Genomic DNA, 18,427 nt, shown 5'->3' with positions numbered 1-18,427 from the left:
AATGGCTCAACTGTCTCTGAAACATATTCAGAAAATCTACGATAACCAGGTCCATGTGGTTAAGGATTTTAACCTCGAAATTGAGGACAAGGAGTTTATCGTCTTTGTGGGTCCCTCGGGGTGCGGTAAATCGACGACGCTTCGCATGATTGCCGGGCTGGAGGAGATCTCCGCCGGTGAGCTGGTGATTGACGGTGTCTGCATGAACGATGTGCCCGCCAAGTCCCGCGACATTGCGATGGTTTTCCAGAACTATGCGCTTTATCCGCATATGACGGTTTACGACAACATGGCGTTTGGCCTGAAGATGCAGAAAATTCCCCCCGCGGTCATTGAAGAGCGCGTGAACTGGGCGGCACAAATCCTGGGCTTGCGTGATTACCTCACGCGTAAACCTGGCGCATTGTCGGGTGGCCAACGTCAGCGCGTGGCGTTAGGACGGGCGATTGTGCGCGAAGCCGGCGTCTTTCTGATGGATGAACCGCTTTCTAACCTGGACGCCAAGCTGCGTGTGCAAATGCGCGCTGAAATCAGCAAGCTGCACCAGAAGCTCAACACCACAATGATTTACGTGACCCACGATCAGACGGAAGCGATGACGATGGCGACCCGCATTGTGATCCTCAAGGATGGCGTTATTCAGCAGGTGGGGGCACCTAAGCAGGTCTACAACGAACCGGCGAATATGTTTGTGGCGGGCTTCATCGGATCACCGGCAATGAATTTTATTCGGGGCGCGATAGACGATCGCTATTTCGTGACGGAAACGCTGCGTCTGGAGATACCTGAAGACACGCTGGCGGCGGTGAATGCCGCCGGATATCAGCGTAAAGCCGTGGTCTTTGGGATCCGGCCGGAAGATATTCTGACGCTGCAAAGCCGTAGCGATGATATTGCGGCAAAAGTCAGCGTGGCCGAACTGACCGGGGCTGAGTTCATGCTCTATGCCACCGTGGGCGGGCATGAGCTGGTCGTTCGTGCAGGAGCGGTAAATGATTATGCGGCGGGGGATAATATCGGCATCCAGTTCGATATGAATAAATGTCATTTCTTCGACGCTGATACTGAAGTGGCTATTAGATAAGAAAGGCGTTCACCGGAAATGCAAATTTCCGGTTTTTTTTGAGTTAATTATAAAGGGAACATTTAAATGAGTACTCTACTAAGACGTGCTGCGCTCGTTCTGTGCGCAGGGGTTAGCTGCGCGCACGCAACGGAATCAGCAAAACACTGGGAATTTAATATCGGTGCCATGTATGAAATTGAAAACGTCGAAGGTCAGGGCGACGATAAAGATGGATTATATGAACCCTCTGTATGGTTTAATGCCACATGGGATGCCTGGACCCTTTCGCTGGCAATGTATCAGGAAGGACCGGTTGATTACAGCAGCATGACCCGTGGGTCCTATTTTGACCGCCCGGAATTTGAATTACGCTATCGCTTTATTGGCACCGATGATTTTACACTCGGGTTGACCGGCGGTTTCCGTAATTACGGTTATCACTTTAAAGATGAACACGGTGCCAAAGACGGTAGCGCAAATATGCAGCGTTACAAAATTCAACCGGACTGGAATATTAAATTGTCCGACGACTGGCGTTTTGGTGGCTGGTTTGCCATGTATCAGTTTGCGAATGACCTGGAAAAAACCGGTTATGCCGACAGCCGTGTAGAAACGGAAACGGGTTTTACCTGGACCATTAATGAAACCTTCTCTGCTAAAGTGAACTATTATCTTGAGCGCGGTTTCAATATGGACAGTTCACGTAATAACGGCGAATTTTCAACGCAGGAAATTCGCGCGTATCTGCCTGTTTCATTAGGCCAGACGACGCTCACGCCATATACCCGTCTGGGGCTGGATCGCTGGTCGAACTGGGACTGGCAGGACGATCCCGATCGTGAAGGACACGATTTCAACCGACTGGGTCTTCTGTACGCGTATGACTTCAACAATGGATTATCCATGACGCTGGAATACGCCTACGAATGGGAAAACCATGACGAAGGCGACAGCGACCGTTTCCACTACGCGGGTGTTGGCGTTAATTACGCGTTCTGACAGACCGGATGCCAGGGGCTTTCAGCCCCTGGTTTTAACGAAGAGAGGGCGCTAACGTAAAATGGGTATCGACAAGCACTTTTTGTGGCGCAGGCTGACCGGCGATACGCCTGAAAAGAAGATTGCAGCTCTCTTCACCCAGCTTGCGGGTTGGGATATCAAAGCCCCCGGGTGCTGGTGTTAAAATGAGAGAGAGCATCGGGTCACTGTATCCTGCAATCACCACCTGCTCGGGGATCCTCAGTTCCAGAGTATCCGCCGCGCGATAAAGGCTGAGTAACTTCATGCTGTCGGTGGCAAATACCGCATCAGGTGGCGTGGCCGAGGAAAGCAATTCTGTGGCCGCGGCAAGCGCGCTTTCATGGGTATATCCGCCGTCGATGATCCACGCCGGGTTAATGGCGATGCCGTGCTTTTCCAGGCTGGATTTATAACCGGCAAGACGATCAATCGAAACATGATAATTGAGCGGCGCGTGCAGACAGGCAATGTTACGTCGGCCATTTTTAATAAAGGTTTCTGTTAGCGTGGCGCTGTCCTGGAAATTATCCGTGTCGACCGAGTAAATATTCTTAAAATCACCTTCGACTTTCCCGATGACGACCACCGGTACGCCATAAGCATCCAGCGTTGTGAAAAAGGATTCATTTGCCGGTGAGCTCAGCATGATGATCCCTTTAATCATTTTTTGTTTTATTTTACTTTCGCATTTCAGCAGATCGTCTTCACTGCTTTTCGAGGTTTGCAAAATAACGTCAAAACCTTCCTCTTCAGCTTTGGCTGTAATGGCATGCAGAACATCAGAGAAAAAAGGGTTGCCGGCGGTGGTTTTCGTCGAGCGTGTCGAAATAACCATAATGGCGTCGAAGCCAGAAGAGGTCAGGGCGCGGGCGAGTTTATTGGGTTGATAATTTAATTCGTCAATCGCCTTCAACACTTTTTCACGCGCTTCAGGAGAAATATTCGTTTGTTTATTCAGAACGCGGGAGACGGTTGATTTCGAAACGCCGGCAACCCGTGCGATATCATAGATGGTGGGTGACATACACCTTACTCACTCCTGACTAACAGCAATGTCGTTCATCTTACTGGAGAGAAAACGGCAATAGCAATAAATAAGAATTGATAATCAACGATCTGCCCCCATTTATTGTATTCTGAAGCAATGTATTTGAGGCTTCCGGGCAATGAAGGACGGCGATGAAGCGACTTAAGAACGAACTCAATTCACTGGTGAACCGTGGCGTTGACCGTCATCTGCGTCTGGCGGTGACGGGGCTGAGCCGCAGCGGCAAGACGGCGTTTATCACCGCGATGGTGAACCAGCTGCTTAACCTGCACAGTGGGGCGCGGCTGCCGCTGCTGAGCGCCGTGCGGGAAGAGCGCCTGCTGGGGGTTAAACGTGTGCCTCAGCGCGATTTTGGCATTCCCCGCTTTACCTATGATGAAGGGCTGGCTCAGCTTTATGGTGAACCGCCCACCTGGCCGACGCCGACGCGCGGGGTGAGTGAAATTCGCCTTGCGCTGCGTTTTCGCTCTAATGAATCCCTGATGCGCCACTTCAAAGATACCTCCACCCTGTATCTGGAAATTGTGGATTATCCCGGTGAGTGGTTGCTCGATTTACCTATGCTGGCACAGGATTATCTCAGCTGGTCACGGCAGATGACGGGGCTGTTGCAGGGCAACCGCGCCGAGTGGTCGACGAAATGGCGAAAACTGTGCGAAGGCCTGGATCCGCTGGCGCCTGCCGATGAAAACCGGCTGGCGGCGATTGCCGAGGCCTGGACGGAGTATCTGCATCAGTGTAAGCAGGAAGGGCTGCATTTCATCCAGCCGGGCCGTTTTGTTCTGCCGGGAGATTTGGCGGGCGCACCTGCGCTGCAGTTTTTCCCGTGGCCGGACGTGGATGGCATCGGGGAGTCAAAACTGGCCCAGGCGGACAAACACACTAACGCCGGAATGCTGCGCGAGCGTTACAATTACTACTGTGAAAAAGTGGTGAAAGGTTTTTATAAAAACCACTTTTTACGTTTTGATCGCCAGATTGTGCTGGTGGATTGTCTGCAACCGCTGAACAGCGGGCCGCAGGCCTTCAACGATATGCGCCTGGCGCTGACACAGTTAATGCAAAGTTTTCACTACGGGCAGCGCACGCTGTTTCGCCGTCTCTTCTCACCCGTTATCGACAAGCTGCTGTTTGCGGCCACAAAAGCCGATCACGTGACGGTCGATCAGCATGCCAATATGGTGTCGCTGCTGCAGCAACTGGTGCAGGACGCCTGGCAGAATGCCGCGTTCGAAGGGATCAGCATGGATTGCCTTGGACTGGCTTCCGTACAGGCGACACAGAGTGGGTTGATTGACCTTAATGGCGAGAAAATACCGGCATTGCGCGGGAACCGTCTCAGCGACGGCGAACCGCTTACTGTCTATCCGGGCGAAGTGCCCGCACGCCTTCCGGGGCCGGCCTTCTGGCAGAACCAGGGCTTCCAGTTTGAAGCCTTCCGCCCGCAGGTCATGACGGTCGATCAGCCGTTACCGCATATCCGTCTGGATGCGGCGCTGGAGTTTTTGATTGGAGATAAATTGCGATGACGGAACCGTTAAAACCGCGCATTGATTTTACCGGAACGCTTGAGCAAGAGCATCCGGAGGCGTTTAAAACCGCGCAGACGTTTAATGGCCCGCAGGCAGATAACTTTGCCCCGGCGCTGACCGAAGAGCTGCTTGTTGAAGAGGGGCCGGCTGAAGCGGTCGTGGAAGCCGCGCTTCGCCCAAAACGCAGCCTGTGGCGAAAGATGGTGACTGCCGGGCTGGCATTGTTTGGCGTTAGCGTGGTTGGGCAAGGCGTCCAGTGGGCGGTCAACGCCTGGCAAACCCAGGACTGGGTCGCGTTGGGCGGCTGCGCTGCCGGTGCTCTGATTGTGGGGGCGGGTGTCGGGTCTGTTGCGACCGAGTGGCGTCGCCTGTGGCGCCTGCGACAGCGCGCCCATGAGCGTGATGAAGCGCGGGATCTGCTCCACAGTCACGGAACCGGCAAAGGCCGCGCGTTTTGTGAAAAGCTGGCCAGTCAGGCGGGTATTGACCAGTCACACCCGGCGCTTCAGCGCTGGTATGCCGCTATCCATGAAACCCAGAACGATCGTGAAGTGGTGACGCTGTATTCCCACATGGTGCAGCCGGTGCTGGATGCCCAGGCGCGGCGCGAAATCAGCCGCTCTGCTGCGGAATCAACCCTGATGATTGCCGTCAGCCCGCTGGCGCTGGTGGATATGGCGTTTATCGCCTGGCGTAACCTGCGTCTGATTAACCGGATTGCTGCTTTATACGGCATTGAGTTGGGGTACTACAGCCGCCTTCGCTTGTTCCGTCTGGTATTGCTCAACATCGCCTTTGCCGGAGCAAGTGAGCTGGTGCGGGAAGTGGGGATGGACTGGATGTCGCAGGATCTGGCGGCGCGTCTCTCTGCCCGTGCCGCGCAGGGTATTGGCGCCGGTTTGTTGACCGCCCGTCTGGGCATCAAAGCGATGGAAGTGTGCCGTCCACTGCCGTGGATTGATGGCGATAAGCCGCGATTGGGGGATTTCCGACGTGAGTTAATCGGTCAGCTCAAAGAGACGCTCAATAAAAAACCGGTTCAGTAGCCGGTTTGGTCATTAATCGTGCTGGCTGTCAATATTTGTTGACAGCCATCTTCCCGATCACCGTGTTCTGACATATCATTTTAATGTTATTGGCTTAAAACGGTGAATTTCCCATGCGTCTTGAAGTCTTCTGTGAAGACCGTCTCGGTCTGACCCGCGAATTACTCGATCTTCTTGTTTTACGTAGCATTGATTTACGTGGCATTGAGATCGATCCTGTCGGGCGAATTTACCTCAATTTTGCCGAAATTGAATTTAATACGTTCAGTAGCCTGATGGCAGAAATACGCCGTATCGCTGGCGTTACGGATGTACGCACCATCCCCTGGATGCCGTCGGAGCGTGAGCATCTGGCATTGAGCGCATTGCTTGAAGCCATGCCAGAGCCTTTCCTCTCCCTGGATTTAAAAAGTAAGGTTGAGCGTGTTAACCATGCCAGCTGCCAGCTGTTCGCGCAGAGTCAGGAAAAACTCAGCAACCACAACGCAGCACAGTTGATTCCCGGCTTTAACTTCCAGCGCTGGCTGGACAGCAATCCGCAGAACACCCACAGCGAGCATGTGGTTATCCACGGACAGAATTTCTTAATGGAGATAACGCCGGTCTATCTGAAAGGCGAGGCCGACACGCGCGTTCTGACCGGTGCCGTGATCATGCTGCGTTCCACCGTGCGCATGGGCCGTCAGCTGCAAAATATCTCCAGTCAGGATGTGGGGGCATTCAGCCAGATTATTGCCGTCAGCCCGAAAATGCGGCATGTGGTGGATCAGGCGCGCAAACTCGCGAGTCTGACCGCGCCACTGCTGATTACCGGCGATACCGGTACCGGGAAGGACCTGCTGGCGCACGCTGTGCACCTGGCCAGCCCGCGAGCGGCAAAACCGTATCTGGCCCTGAACTGCGCCTCGATTCCGGAAGATGCCGTCGAAAGCGAATTATTTGGTCACGCGCCGGAAGGTAAAAAAGGGTTCTTCGAGCAGGCTAACGGCGGTTCCGTGCTGCTGGACGAGATTGGTGAAATGTCGCCACGCATGCAGGCCAAGCTGCTGCGCTTCCTCAATGATGGCACGTTCCGCCGCGTAGGCGAGGATCACGAAGTTCATGTGGATGTGCGTGTGATTTGTGCGACGCAGAAAAACCTGGTCGAACTGGTGCAAAAAGGGGTATTCCGCGAGGATCTCTACTACCGCCTGAATGTCCTGACCCTGAATATCCCACCGCTGCGCGATTGCCCGCAGGATATCATGCCGCTGACCGAACTCTTTGTGGCGCGCTTTGCCGACGAGCAGGGGGTACCGCGTCCGAAGCTTTCAGCCGATCTCGGCACGGTGCTCATGCGCTACGGCTGGCCGGGTAACATTCGCCAGCTCAAGAACGCCGTTTACCGCGCACTGACGCAGCTGGAAGGTTATGAACTGCGCCCGCAGGATATTCTGTTACCGGATTACGATGCCGGGACGGTGTCAGTAGGTGAAGAGGCGATGGAAGGTTCGCTGGATGACATTACCAGCCGTTTTGAGCGCTCCGTGCTGACGCAACTGTACCGTAGCTATCCAAGCACCCGTAAGCTGGCAAAACGCCTTGGCGTTTCACACACGGCGATTGCCAATAAGTTGCGAGAGTATGGTTTAAATCAAAAGAAGGGTGACGAATAACGGTAAAAAGCCTCTGTAAAGAGGCTTTTTTTTACTCATTCTTTTGCGATAGGGGTGCTATTAATGTCGACCTTTGTCTCTCCCTGAATCGATGCAATTCGGTTCTCCACGTCTTTCACCTGTTGCGGGTTATGGAGCAGGGTATAGGTCAGATCAAACTGTGTGCTGGCTCCCGGTTGCAATTGCTTAACGCGTTTTTGTTCGCGCTCAATGGTGACCGGATAGGCGTAGCTGGTACCCGGCTCAATACCGGTCACATAACCTTGCTTCAGGGTGTCGGTATTTTTCCATAAGGTCAGCACCGGCAACTGGCGGGTATCAAACTGAATGGACGCCCCTTTATCACCGGCTTTATTCACCACGGCCGCGAGGGTTTCGTGGTTGTTATCCGCAAGGGGTTTGAGGTTAAACACCATCTCATCAAAGCCTTTCGTTGGCCCGGCATAGGTCTGCCAGTCGTTGACACCGGCTTTCGCGTAGTCATTGAATGGACTGACGCTCGCGACCGGGGCAAGGAAGCGTGCACCTTCTTCGAGGATCGGGGTACCAAAGTTGCTGTGGTAGATGATTTGATAATCATGCGGGTAATCGGCATGGTTTGTCAGAACATCATGCAAACTGAACTGGTTGGTTCCTGGGACGTAACGCAGTTCGGTCATGGTCTGCAAATCTGCTTTTTTGAACGTGCTCTCTTTGATCAAACCGCGAATTCGAATTTCATGGGGGGCAGCGTCAGCCACCTCAACTTCAACCTGCGATACAGGCGTATTGCCCGCCTTGCCGTGAAGCGTGTAGATTTGGCCGTCAGCCGTGACCGGATGCCCCGTCCACTCATAGCCACAGCGCACCATCATCTCGTTGAAACCTTCCAGCCAGCCAAGCCCGTTGCGACTTTCCAGATTAATATATGCCGGGTTCACGACCTCTTTTACCGGGGAATCCCAGCCCATTCTGGTGCCGAAGCCTTCCACATGGAGCAGGTTCATGCCGCGAGAGGGGCTTAAGGTAATGGTCAGGCCACTTTTACTGCTGATAACAAGGATTTTGCTGCCTTCCTGTTTGCCACCGTGCAACACTTTTTGTTCAATGCTGAACGCCTGATCTTTTAACTTCAGCTCATCGCTCGTTATTTTCCAGTTTCCTTTCTCCACGCCGCTTTCAGCGCTTGTCAGCACCCAGGTTTTCGCCGCAGCATGACCCGAAATCAAAGCTGCAAGGAGCGTAATAGCCAGTTTAATTTTCATATCCCTTCCTTTTTGCTGAAACGATTATTTTCTTTCGTCAGCAAATCTAATGTTTTGACCTGAAGGGAAATGTGATGTGCTTCACTGGGGAAGAAAATATGAATATTTAAGGTCTAATATGAGAATAAGATCGCAATTAAGTTAACTTCAATACAATTATTTGCACAGTAAATGTGAACGGTGAAGGGTTTAGCTTTAACGATTCAGCTTGAAGGGAATAAAAAACCCCGCCAGTGCGAGGTTTGTCATGTGTCGTCTTCCAGAGCCTGCAAAGAGAAATAAACCCTGTTATTTCATTAGATTGCTAAGCTATATAGAATGCTAAGCATTCATTATGCTTTCAACACGTCCAGCGCGGCAGTGTAATCCGGCTCGGTGGTGATTTCGTTAACCAGTTCGCTGAACACGACGTTGTCATTTTCATCGATAACCAGTACAGCGCGCGCTGCCAGGCCTTTCAGTGGGCCTTCCGCGATGCTCACGCCGTAGTTTTCCAGGAAATCCGGGCTGCGCAGGGTGGAGAGGGTAATGACGTTGCTCAGACCTTCAGCACCGCAGAAACGGGACTGGGCGAACGGCAGATCGGCAGAAATACACAGCACAACGGTGTTGTCCATTTCCGTCGCCAGCTGGTTGAATTTGCGCACGGATGCAGCACAGACGCCGGTGTCGATGCTTGGGAAAATGTTCAGGACTTTGCGTTTGCCAGCAAACTGAGACAGTGTGACGTCAGACAGATCTTTAGCCACCAGAGTAAAAGCCTGTGCTTTGCTGCCAGCCTGTGGAATGGAACCTGCAACAGTAACCGGGTTGCCCTGGAAATGAACGAGTTGTGACATAGATATCTTCCTGTTTACATATAGTTAACGTCGGGGCTAGTGTATGCCATCAGCGGATAACACGGCAAACCAATTTTTTCGCCTTTCCGGGCCGCAAGGAGTCAGTGATGAGAAGCGTTAAGGTCTATGAAGAAGCCTGGCCATTGCATACCCCGTTTGTGATCTCCCGCGGCAGTCGAAGCGAAGCCAGTGTGGTCGTGGTGGAGATAGAAGATGACGGCATTAAGGGCGTCGGCGAATGCACGCCGTACCCGCGCTATGGCGAAAGTCTGGCGTCGGTAATGGCACTTATCATGACGCTCGTTCCCGATCTGGAAAAAGGGCTCACCCGCGAGGCGTTACAGCAGCGTATACCCGCCGGCGCGGCGCGTAATGCGATTGACTGCGCACTCTGGAGCCTGGCGGCTGCCAAACAGCAAACCTCGCTGACGACGCTGCTAGGCGTCACGTTGCCGACATCGGTTGTCACGGCGCAAACGGTAGTGATTGGCGAGCCTGAACACATGGCCGCCAGCGCAAAAGCACTCTTTGATGCGGGGGCGACGCTGTTAAAGGTGAAGCTTGACGATCGTCTGATCAGCGAGCGTATGGTCGCTATCCGCTCGGCAGTCCCGACAGCCACGTTAATTGTGGACGCGAATGAGTCATGGCATCCCGAAGGCCTTGCCGCACGATGTCAGCTGCTGGCCGACCTGGGCGTGGCCATGCTGGAACAGCCTCTGCCGGCACAGGATGATGCGGCGCTGAAGAATTTTATCCACCCGCTGCCCATCTGCGCGGATGAAAGCTGCCATACGCGCGATAGCCTGGTTGAACTGCAGGGCCGTTACGAGATGGTCAATATCAAGCTCGACAAGACCGGCGGGCTGACAGAGGCGCTGGCGCTGGCAGAACAGGCGCAGGCTCAGGGGTTTTCAATCATGCTGGGATGTATGCTGTGTACATCCCGGGCGATCAACGCGGCGCTGCCGCTGGTAAATCATGTCAGTTTTGCCGATCTTGATGGCCCGACATGGCTGGCGGTTGACGTTTCACCGGCACTCACGTTTACCAGCGGCGTCCTTCATTTTTGAGGCTGCCAGCGCAGAAGCTCCACCATGGCCTTTAAATATTTTTCGCTGGCTTCGTCTGACGATATCGGCGGGAATTCCGCGGTGATGCAAGGTAATCCCAGGTCGGCACACCAGCTGCCGAATGAGCCAGGGGTTTCATAGCCCACGCTGGAGACAAGCGGCAGGGCGAAAGCATTCGCCAGCCATTCGCCCAGCTCGGTGTGCCGCGGATCTTCGATGCAGGCCAGCGGATCGTGAAAGGTGACAACCCAGGCCGGGTGGATCTTATGGATTAACTGGCACAGCGCCTGTGTTTCCGGCTCCGAGCCCGGCGTGTCGCCGGTCAGTAAGACAACGTCACGCTCTTCAGCGGAGCTGTTCCAGCGATAAACCGTTTCACCGGCGCGCCAGTTTGCTGCAGGGAAATTACGGTTTAAATCGATTCCCCGCGCATTGGCGCGTAACCCAAGCTGACACCCATCCGGGTTGACGGCCAGAATCACGTGATGACGTCGTAAGCTGGGCGTCAACGTGCGCAGCGCGCACGAGAGCGTGACGACAGAAGAGTTCTCGTCGCCGTGCGTGCCGGCAATGATCAAACCGCTGTTGCGATCGGCATCGGGGGCCGGAAACCAAATCAGCGATGCGCCTAAAAATGAACGGCCATACTGCTCTGCACCTGGCGGGAAGGCGCCGCGTTCCGCTCTGGGTCGGGTGATTGCCATAGGAAATCCTGATAAAGAAGTCTCTACTGGCAGTGTTGTGCAAAACTCGCGGTTAATCAAATAGTTTCCGTATGGCGGGAAAATTGCCGGATATCAACTTTCCGGAGGAAGGTATTTGCAATTCTCATTGTCGAAACAAATAATTACGCATCTGCTTATTACCTGAATTCATAAAAGGGGATCTTATGAAGCATCCTGTTTCGCGTCTCTGTGCTGCACTGTTGCTGTGCGGACTCTCTTCACTTTCGTACGCCGCTGATGTGCCACAGGGCACGGTACTGGCGCAAAAACAGGAGCTGGTCAGACACATTAAAGATGAGCCGGCTTCCCTTGATCCGGCAAAAGCCGTGGGATTACCCGAGATACAGGTCATTCGCGACCTTTTTGAAGGGCTGGTTAATCAGAATGAGAAAGGTGAACTGACCCCAGGCGTGGCGACGCGCTGGCAGAGTAACGATAACCGTATCTGGACCTTCTCCTTACGTGATAACGCGAAATGGTCTGACGGTTCGCCGGTTACCGCTCAGGATTTTGTCTACAGCTGGCAGCGTCTGGTTGATCCGAAAACCACGTCTCCGTTTGCGTGGTTTGCGGCGCTGGCGGGTATCCATAACGCACAGGCGATAATTGATGGTAAAGCCGCGCCAGATACGCTGGGCGTGACGGCCGTAGATGCAAAAACCTTACGTGTGCAGCTGGATAAACCGCTGCCGTGGTTTAGCAATCTGACGGCAAACTTTGCCTTCTATCCGGTGCAAAAGGCCAATGTGGAGAGCGGCAAAGAGTGGACGCGTCCGGGGGCTCTGGTCGGAAATGGCGCCTACGTTCTGAAAGATCGCGTGGTGAATGAAAAACTGGTTGTGGTGCCGAATACACACTACTGGGATAACGCCAAAACCGTCCTGCAAAAAGTGACGTTCGTACCGATTAACCAGGAATCCTCGGCCACTAAACGCTATCTGGCGGATGATATTGATATCACCGAATCGTTCCCGAAAAACATGTATCAGAAGCTGCTCAAGGACATTCCGGGACAAGTGTATACACCGCCTCAGCTGGGCACCTATTACTATGCGTTTAATACGCAAAAAGGACCCACGGCTGATGCCCGTGTACGTCTTGCCCTGAGCATGACCATCGATCGCCGCATCATGGCGGACAAAGTGTTAGGAACCGGTGAGAAGCCCGCCTGGCATTTCACGCCAGACGTGACGGCAGGGTTTACGCCAGAAACCTCGCCGTTTGAACAGATGTCACAGCAGGAACTTAATGCCCAGGCGAAAACGCTGCTTCAGGCCGCGGGCTATGGCCCTCAGCGCCCGCTGAAGCTGAACCTGTTGTACAACACGTCAGAAAACCATCAGAAAATCGCGATTGCGGTGGCCTCGATGTGGAAGAAAAACCTCGGCGTTGACGTCAAACTGCAAAACCAGGAGTGGAAAACCTACATCGACAGCCGTAATACCGGTAATTTCGATGTGATCCGCGCGTCATGGGTCGGGGATTACAATGAGCCATCGACCTTCCTGTCGTTATTGACCTCAACCCACAGCGGCAATATCTCGCGTTTCAACGATCCGGCGTACGATAAAATTATCCATCAGGCGACGCTCGAAAACACGGCGAAAGCGCGTAACGCAGACTACAACATGGCGGAGAAAATCCTCACGGAAAAAGCGCCAATCGCACCTATTTACCAGTACACCAACGGCCGCCTGATCAAACCATGGGTGAAAGGTTACCCCATTAATAACCCGGAAGACGTGGCTTATAGCCGGACGATGTATATTGAGAAACACTGACGAGCCGGTAACCGACGGGCTTCGTTGTGAACGTTAAATTAAGAGCTGGCGCATTTGCGCCAGTTTTTCTTTATTGAACGAGGGATGTTTGTTCCGTGAGTCAAAGGGGAGGTAAATGATGACGGATGAAAAGAAAGAGAAAGCGTCTTTCCCGGCAGGGTTAGGGATTATGGATAAAATCTGGGAATGGCAATGGATTATCCGCTTCATCTATATTGTCCTTTTCGCCGATCTGGCGCTGCTGGTATACAGCGGGCAAGGAATATTGACCTGGCCTGTTCAGACACTTAACTGGACCGAACATCTGGGTTTTTTCTGCGTGGCGCTCGCCGCCTTAGGTTTGATTGCCACTACCCTGATGCCTTTTATAGCCAATATCGTCAGGCTATTACTCAATGAGCTCATCTACAGCAGTATCTTCCCGGATTTCTTGCGCGCGCAGAGTGATTATCAGAAGAGGTCGGGTGAAGTTCCTTCAGGCGAAGTACTTGATTTAGCGTTGAAGGAAAACAACCAGTTCCTGCTGAATTATTATGAAAAACATAATGCAAACTGGCGCACGAAATTTCATGAACGATTTAAAGTCGGGGATTTACTCTTTGGGATCCTGTTTTTCATGATGCTTGATGACCATCCGCAGTGGTTTAGCGACGCGCAGCATTCGCTGGTCATCGATCTGTTCAGCCACGGCGGTGAAAGCGGAACCGTTCTGTTTTATACCGTACTTATACTCATCTTTAGTACGCTGATGAGTCTCTGGTTCGGTAAATGGGACTGGGGGAACATCTACTATCCGCCACTGTATCGTGAAAAAGAGGAAGCCCGCAGAAAAGCGCGTGAGCGGGAAGCGCAGTGGGAGCAGCAGGATCGCTAAATCGCCGGGCGACACATTATTCCCAGCAGATTGCTCCCGCCAGGCGCTGCTGGCGGGAGCAGGGCAACGTTATTCTAGCAATGCACTGAATTTCGCCAGCCATTGCGGATGCGCAGGCCAGGCGGGGGCAGTGACCAGATTACCGTCTACGTGCGCCTGATCGATACCGATATTGGCATAGTGCCCGCCGCCGAGGCGGACTTCAGGCGCACAGGCGGGATAGGCGCTACAGGTTCGTCCTTTTAATATGCCGGCAGCAGCGAGCAGTTGCGGTCCGTGGCAAACCGCAGCAATCGGTTTGCGCGCGGCGTCGAAGGCCTGCACCAGTTTCAGCACGTCATCATTTAGCCGGAGATATTCAGGGGCTCGTCCGCCCGGGATTAGCAGCGCGTCATAATCCTGCTCTTTTACGGCGGAAAAATCGGCATTGAGGATAAAACGGTGGCCCGGCTTTTCACTGTAGGTCTGGGCACCGTCGAAATCATGGATCGCCGTCATGATGTAGTCGCCACGGGATTTGTCCGGGCAGACGGCGTCCACCTGATGGCCAATCATTTGTAAAGCCTGAAAGGGCACCATTGTTTCATAATCTTCGGCGTAATCGCCGACCAACATCAGGATTTTCTTGCTCATCATTTCTCACCTTTAGGTTTAACGATGTTTAAGATATAGCCTGGCACAGCTGAATTGCCGGAAATAAAAAAAGCCCGTCAGAGAACGGGCGAAATAAGCAAATGATTTAATGATTCGTTATCAACTTGTTGGAGGATAACGTTGCGTATTTTACGCACCTCTTACCGGTGCTGATACCTGACAAATTCGGTAGGTGAAACAAGGAATTAAACATGCGTCATAGCGCATCGAAGGTGGGGTAGATACTGTTCTCAAGGTATTCCACCAGAAACCAGATCTCACCGCTGAAAATAAACCAGAAGCCAAATATAATAACGAATAAAATAATTATGGTGAGTATTATTTCTGTTTTTCCCATTGCACATCTACCCACCTGTGGTCCATTTATTCGAGAGGGGCATTGTAACGGGGCTGACGAAGATACACCAGTTTCATGCCGCCAGGACTTTATTGCGCCCATCACTTTTGGCGCGATAAAGCGCATCGTCCACACGTTTAAACAGCTCATCCATACTCTCGCCCGGATTATGTCGCGCCACGCCAATGCTGACGGTGAAGCGAGGTAAACCCGGGATCGTAATGCGGGCGACCGCATCGCGCACAGTTTCGGCGATTTGCAGGGCGGTGTCGAGCGGGGTGCGCGGCAGCAGGATGACGAACTCCTCACCGCCCCAGCGGAAGACCAGGTCCTCTTTGCGGCTACAGGCTTCCAGCGTGCGCGAGAGCGAGATCAGCACCTCATCACCTTTCAGGTGGCCGAAGAGGTCGTTGATATTTTTGAAGTGATCGGTATCCACCAGCAGCAGGCTAAATTGCTGCTGCGCGGGAAGATGATGGGTGTTGGCCTGGTCGGTGATGATATAGAACTGACGCCGGTTGAGCAGGCCCGTCATGGAATCACGCAGTGCTGCGTGTTCCAGCTCCTGCTCCAGCCTTTTTTGCTCGGTGATATCGTGGATAATGCACAACATCAATTTGTCACCGTAAATTTCAATCGGCCCGGCATAGGTCTGAACATGGCGAGTGGAGCCATCGGCCAGACGGTGGATAAAGTTGAGGGGCTTATGGCCGCCCGGCAACGCGGCAATCTCCGTCATCACGGGGATCACATCCCGCCCCAGAGTATTGATTTCCCAGGTATGTTTTCTGCACATTTCATCATGCGCATAACCGTAAAAAGTCAGCGCCGCCAGATTGGCATCCACAATCTGGCCATCCCGGGACGGATCGATAAGCAGCATTGGCGCGCTGTTGGTCAGGAAAAAGCGCGCGTAAAATCCCTGTTTTTTGCGCTGGTAGGTCGCGGAGCGGCTGGCCTTAAGCCCGGAGAGAACCTGCTGCGTCAGCCCTTCAAAAACAATAACATTCCCCTGGGGCACGAAATGGGCAAGTGAAAGACGGCAGCTCAACGCGGTTTCATGTCCATCGCGGGAGATGGTCCAGATTTCGACGATCTCCTGCTCACTCTTCAGTTCAGGCACATACATCGACAGCACGTGATGCGCGTTGGCGGAATAGGTACCTTTGCGTAGGTCATCCAGGGTTTTATCGCCCATGATCTGAGCGGCGGCCACATTTGCAAAAATGATCTGTTCTGAAGCAGGTGAAATGAGCCACACGGGGGTTTTAATTAAATTCAGCGCATCAAAACAATTTTGCGACATAGCGTATTCCTGTACATCGGCACCATGTGCCTGAGGATCATGACAGAATTAACGGGAGTGGACTCCTTTGAAACATACTCTACTTAACCCGGTCAGGCATGATTTTTTTGTGAAATATATACGGGTTCCGCGTGAATTTTACCAATGGGTATAATTTGTTTGTCTGAGTTTTTTTGCAGCAGCAGCCAGGGAACCTGTTCGGCAGGTAAAGGACGGGAGAAAAGGAACCCCTGCAGGTAATCACAGCCGAGGTCCGTCAGCACCACCTGTTGTTCTTCCGTCTCGATCCCTTCCGCAACCACATTCATTTCCATGGTCCGGGCGATATTGATAATGGTTTCCACCAGCTTGCGGCTTTTTTCATTTACCAGCATCGAGTGCACAAAGCTTTTGTCGATTTTTAGCTCTTTAGCGGGCAGAACGCTCAACATCAATAGGTTGGAATAGCCGGTGCCAAAATCATCAATCGAGACGGTAATCCCGGCTTGATTGAACGCATTGAGTAATTCAATACTGCGGTCGAGATTTTTCAGTGCGGTACTTTCTGTCACCTCAAGGATAAGCCGGGAGGGCGACAGATTATATTTATGCAACATCGACGAAATGATGTGGAAGATATCCGGCTGTTCGAACTGGACGGGGGAGAGGTTAAAGGACAATGTCCACTGGCTGAAACCTTGTTCTGTCCAGAAATGAAGCTGACGGCATGCCGCTTCAATTGCCCAGTTCCCCACCGGGATGATCAGCCCCGTTTGTTCCAGCGACGGTAAAAACAGATTAGGTAGCAACACCCCTTGCTCAGGGTGCCGCCAGCGCAGAAGGGCTTCAAAACCGTGAATAGTGGTGTCTTTTGCATGCCAGGTCGGCTGATACCACAGTTCAAACTGATCGCGTTCCAGCGCCTGAGTTAACTCCTGCAGGAAGCCGGGGTTGGCCGGAATGGCCGTTGACATCTCGTTCCGGTAGACGGCCCAGCCGTTTCGTCCATCCTCTTTGACGCGATTCAGGGCCGCATCGGCTTTTAGCTTCAGCTCATGCAGCGTCTCGCCATCCTGCGGGTAGAGGCTGACACCCGCGCTGATTGTTGTGCTCAGCGTGTGCCCACAAAGTGAAAACGGGCGGCGCATATCCTCCAGCAATGTCGTGAGCAGCGGGTTGAGTTTATCGTCGTCACACTCGGGAACCAGCAGGATAAAGGCGTCGCCGCCAAGCCTGGCGAGTGTCATCTCGCGGGTAAGGCGGGCGGTAATGCGCTGCGCGAGAGAGATTAACAACTCATCCCCGGTGTTGTGGCCCCAGGTATCGTTGATGCGTTTGAAATGATCGACGTTGAGGAAAATCACGGCGAATGGCTTCTTGCTGAGCAATGCGCTGCGCAGGCAATCCTGCATCCGAATGTCCATCTGGTGGCGATTAGCGAGACCGGTGAGCGCATCAAACCGCGCCTGCAGTTCAAGCTGACGATTAAGCTGGCGTAGGTTGTCGGTCAGTCGGTTCGTCCGCCGGTGCGAGTCGATGAGCGAAATCATTAACATACCGCCGAGCAGGCACAGTGTGGTGACAGAAACCCAGACCGATAACCCCAGCTCGCTGATACCACCGGGCAGGGTATGCGTCATTTCCTGAAAATGGGCGGCATGCATGCCGGTGTAGTGCATCGCGCAGATTGCGACACCCAGCACGCAGGCCGCGAGAATACGATTGATAAACACCCCTTTGCGCATATCCCGCAGGCGGAATGCCAGCCACAGCGCCGCGCCGGAGGCCATAACGGCAATCAACACGGACACGGCAACAATGCGTCGATCCCAGAGAATATGGCTGTCCAGCATCAGTGCGGCCATACCGATAAAGTGCATACAGACCACGCCAGCACTCAGGAGCACCGTGGCAACGATCAATCGAAAAGGGGAAAGGGTTTTACCCGTTACGGCAATATTGATGGCGACCGTGGATGCTACCACCGCCACGCCCAGTGAGGCGAGGGTTAACCAGAGGTTATAGCTCATTATCATCGGCATTTGCATCGACAGCATGCCGATGAAGTGCATTGACCAGATCCCTATCCCAAGCGTGACGCCTCCGGCGATACGCCAGAACATCGCCGTTTTACGGCTGGAAAGCGGGATTTTTCCGGCGCTGTCCAGGGCCACAAATGAGGCGATAAAGGCCACCAGATACGAGAGGGCTATTAACACAGGGTCCCACGATATATTGAGCATTATGC

The 18,427-nt window shown here is 53.2% G+C and carries 16 protein-coding genes; 8 read left to right on the top strand and 8 right to left on the bottom strand.

Annotated elements, in window-relative coordinates:
- Position 1: 1 nt before the first annotated feature.
- Both JTA15_RS07405 and JTA15_RS07400 read left to right on the top strand, forming a co-directional pair.
- A complete protein-coding gene (locus tag JTA15_RS07405; protein ID WP_032680903.1) occupies positions 2–1,084 on the top strand; it encodes an ABC transporter ATP-binding protein in 1,083 nt (360 codons plus the stop codon).
- Positions 1,085–1,150: 66 nt separating this feature from the next.
- The gene (locus JTA15_RS07400) at positions 1,151–2,065 is read left to right on the top strand and encodes an OmpG family monomeric porin (RefSeq protein ID WP_219373063.1); all 915 of its coding nucleotides are present in this window, start codon (positions 1,151–1,153) and stop codon (positions 2,063–2,065) included.
- Positions 2,066–2,099: 34 nt separating this feature from the next.
- Here the strand turns inward: JTA15_RS07400 and JTA15_RS07395 are convergent, their stop codons facing one another.
- Positions 2,100–3,110: a LacI family DNA-binding transcriptional regulator gene (locus tag JTA15_RS07395; RefSeq protein WP_032680905.1), complete on the bottom strand. Its 1,011-nt coding sequence runs from the start codon at positions 3,108–3,110 to the stop codon at positions 2,100–2,102.
- A 155-nt stretch (positions 3,111–3,265) separates the two neighbouring features.
- Between JTA15_RS07395 and JTA15_RS07390 the strand changes: the two genes are divergently transcribed.
- From JTA15_RS07390 to tyrR, 3 genes are all read left to right on the top strand, one after another.
- Positions 3,266–4,663 carry a YcjX family protein gene (locus JTA15_RS07390; protein ID WP_032680906.1) on the top strand — a complete coding sequence of 466 codons (1,398 nt, stop codon included), beginning with the start codon at positions 3,266–3,268 and terminating at the stop codon, positions 4,661–4,663.
- Positions 4,660–5,712 (top strand): YcjF family protein, encoded by a 1,053-nt coding sequence (locus JTA15_RS07385; protein WP_020882470.1) that lies wholly within the window; start codon positions 4,660–4,662, stop codon positions 5,710–5,712. Before JTA15_RS07390 ends, JTA15_RS07385 begins: the two co-directional genes overlap by 4 nt.
- A gap of 113 nt (positions 5,713–5,825) precedes the next feature.
- Positions 5,826–7,367: a transcriptional regulator TyrR gene (gene tyrR / locus JTA15_RS07380; protein WP_014170325.1), complete on the top strand. Its 1,542-nt coding sequence runs from the start codon at positions 5,826–5,828 to the stop codon at positions 7,365–7,367.
- A gap of 35 nt (positions 7,368–7,402) precedes the next feature.
- Here tyrR and JTA15_RS07375 read toward each other — a convergent pair whose 3' ends face one another.
- On the bottom strand, positions 7,403–8,611 hold the full coding sequence (locus JTA15_RS07375; protein ID WP_025204024.1) for an aldose 1-epimerase family protein: 1,209 nt from the start codon (positions 8,609–8,611) through the stop codon (positions 7,403–7,405).
- Between the two features lie 332 nt (positions 8,612–8,943).
- Positions 8,944–9,450 carry a thiol peroxidase gene (tpx, locus tag JTA15_RS07370; RefSeq protein ID WP_020882472.1) on the bottom strand — a complete coding sequence of 169 codons (507 nt, stop codon included), beginning with the start codon at positions 9,448–9,450 and terminating at the stop codon, positions 8,944–8,946.
- Between the two features lie 107 nt (positions 9,451–9,557).
- Between tpx and ycjG the strand changes: the two genes are divergently transcribed.
- The gene (ycjG, locus tag JTA15_RS07365) at positions 9,558–10,523 is read left to right on the top strand and encodes an L-Ala-D/L-Glu epimerase (protein WP_219373062.1); all 966 of its coding nucleotides are present in this window, start codon (positions 9,558–9,560) and stop codon (positions 10,521–10,523) included.
- Here the strand turns inward: ycjG and mpaA are convergent.
- Positions 10,514–11,227, bottom strand: a complete 714-nt coding sequence (mpaA, locus tag JTA15_RS07360; RefSeq protein WP_020882474.1) for a murein tripeptide amidase MpaA — start codon at positions 11,225–11,227, stop codon at positions 10,514–10,516. The two genes, ycjG and mpaA, sit on opposite strands and share 10 nt — an antisense overlap.
- Positions 11,228–11,412: 185 nt before the next feature.
- Between mpaA and JTA15_RS07355 the strand changes: the two genes are divergently transcribed.
- Entirely contained in the window at positions 11,413–13,029 is a 1,617-nt protein-coding gene (locus tag JTA15_RS07355; RefSeq protein WP_047955687.1) for an ABC transporter substrate-binding protein, read from the top strand.
- Positions 13,030–13,144: 115 nt separating this feature from the next.
- Positions 13,145–13,903: a hypothetical protein gene (locus JTA15_RS07350; protein ID WP_219373061.1), complete on the top strand. Its 759-nt coding sequence runs from the start codon at positions 13,145–13,147 to the stop codon at positions 13,901–13,903.
- A 69-nt stretch (positions 13,904–13,972) separates the two neighbouring features.
- Here JTA15_RS07350 and JTA15_RS07345 read toward each other — a convergent pair whose 3' ends face one another.
- The 4 genes from JTA15_RS07345 to JTA15_RS07330 all read right to left on the bottom strand — a co-directional run bounded on the left by JTA15_RS07345 (position 13,973) and on the right by JTA15_RS07330 (position 18,422).
- A complete protein-coding gene (locus JTA15_RS07345; RefSeq protein ID WP_025204027.1) occupies positions 13,973–14,536 on the bottom strand; it encodes a DJ-1/PfpI family protein in 564 nt (187 codons plus the stop codon).
- Positions 14,537–14,753: 217 nt separating this feature from the next.
- Entirely contained in the window at positions 14,754–14,894 is a 141-nt protein-coding gene (locus JTA15_RS07340; RefSeq protein ID WP_020882478.1) for an Ecr family regulatory small membrane protein, read from the bottom strand.
- Between the two features lie 73 nt (positions 14,895–14,967).
- The gene (locus JTA15_RS07335) at positions 14,968–16,200 is read right to left on the bottom strand and encodes a sensor domain-containing diguanylate cyclase (protein ID WP_014170316.1); all 1,233 of its coding nucleotides are present in this window, start codon (positions 16,198–16,200) and stop codon (positions 14,968–14,970) included.
- A gap of 92 nt (positions 16,201–16,292) precedes the next feature.
- A complete protein-coding gene (locus JTA15_RS07330; RefSeq protein WP_219373060.1) occupies positions 16,293–18,422 on the bottom strand; it encodes a bifunctional diguanylate cyclase/phosphodiesterase in 2,130 nt (709 codons plus the stop codon).
- Between the last annotated feature and the right edge of the window lie 5 nt (positions 18,423–18,427).

The organism is Enterobacter sp. BIDMC 29 (assembly GCF_019378755.1).
Taxonomy (GTDB): domain Bacteria; phylum Pseudomonadota; class Gammaproteobacteria; order Enterobacterales; family Enterobacteriaceae; genus Enterobacter; species Enterobacter ludwigii.
The sequence above is the reverse complement of the archived record's forward strand: the minus strand, read 5'-3'. Positions and strand labels throughout refer to the sequence as shown.

Excerpts from the sequence above, each read along its gene's own strand:
- JTA15_RS07385 (WP_020882470.1), top strand. The coding sequence starts at position 4,660 with ATGACGGAACCGTTAAAACCGCGCATTGATTTTACCGGAACGCTTGAG.
- JTA15_RS07375 (WP_025204024.1), bottom strand. The coding sequence starts at position 8,611 with ATGAAAATTAAACTGGCTATTACGCTCCTTGCAGCTTTGATTTCGGGT.
- JTA15_RS07340 (WP_020882478.1), bottom strand. The coding sequence starts at position 14,894 with ATGGGAAAAACAGAAATAATACTCACCATAATTATTTTATTCGTTATT.
- ycjG (WP_219373062.1), top strand. The coding sequence starts at position 9,558 with ATGAGAAGCGTTAAGGTCTATGAAGAAGCCTGGCCATTGCATACCCCG.
- JTA15_RS07330 (WP_219373060.1), bottom strand. The coding sequence starts at position 18,422 with ATGCTCAATATATCGTGGGACCCTGTGTTAATAGCCCTCTCGTATCTG.
- JTA15_RS07400 (WP_219373063.1), top strand. The coding sequence starts at position 1,151 with ATGAGTACTCTACTAAGACGTGCTGCGCTCGTTCTGTGCGCAGGGGTT.
- JTA15_RS07345 (WP_025204027.1), bottom strand. The coding sequence starts at position 14,536 with ATGAGCAAGAAAATCCTGATGTTGGTCGGCGATTACGCCGAAGATTAT.
- JTA15_RS07355 (WP_047955687.1), top strand. The coding sequence starts at position 11,413 with ATGAAGCATCCTGTTTCGCGTCTCTGTGCTGCACTGTTGCTGTGCGGA.
- JTA15_RS07350 (WP_219373061.1), top strand. The coding sequence starts at position 13,145 with ATGATGACGGATGAAAAGAAAGAGAAAGCGTCTTTCCCGGCAGGGTTA.
- JTA15_RS07395 (WP_032680905.1), bottom strand. The coding sequence starts at position 3,110 with ATGTCACCCACCATCTATGATATCGCACGGGTTGCCGGCGTTTCGAAA.
- JTA15_RS07390 (WP_032680906.1), top strand. The coding sequence starts at position 3,266 with ATGAAGCGACTTAAGAACGAACTCAATTCACTGGTGAACCGTGGCGTT.
- tpx (WP_020882472.1), bottom strand. The coding sequence starts at position 9,450 with ATGTCACAACTCGTTCATTTCCAGGGCAACCCGGTTACTGTTGCAGGT.
- mpaA (WP_020882474.1), bottom strand. The coding sequence starts at position 11,227 with ATGGCAATCACCCGACCCAGAGCGGAACGCGGCGCCTTCCCGCCAGGT.
- JTA15_RS07405 (WP_032680903.1), top strand. The coding sequence starts at position 2 with ATGGCTCAACTGTCTCTGAAACATATTCAGAAAATCTACGATAACCAG.
- tyrR (WP_014170325.1), top strand. The coding sequence starts at position 5,826 with ATGCGTCTTGAAGTCTTCTGTGAAGACCGTCTCGGTCTGACCCGCGAA.
- JTA15_RS07335 (WP_014170316.1), bottom strand. The coding sequence starts at position 16,200 with ATGTCGCAAAATTGTTTTGATGCGCTGAATTTAATTAAAACCCCCGTG.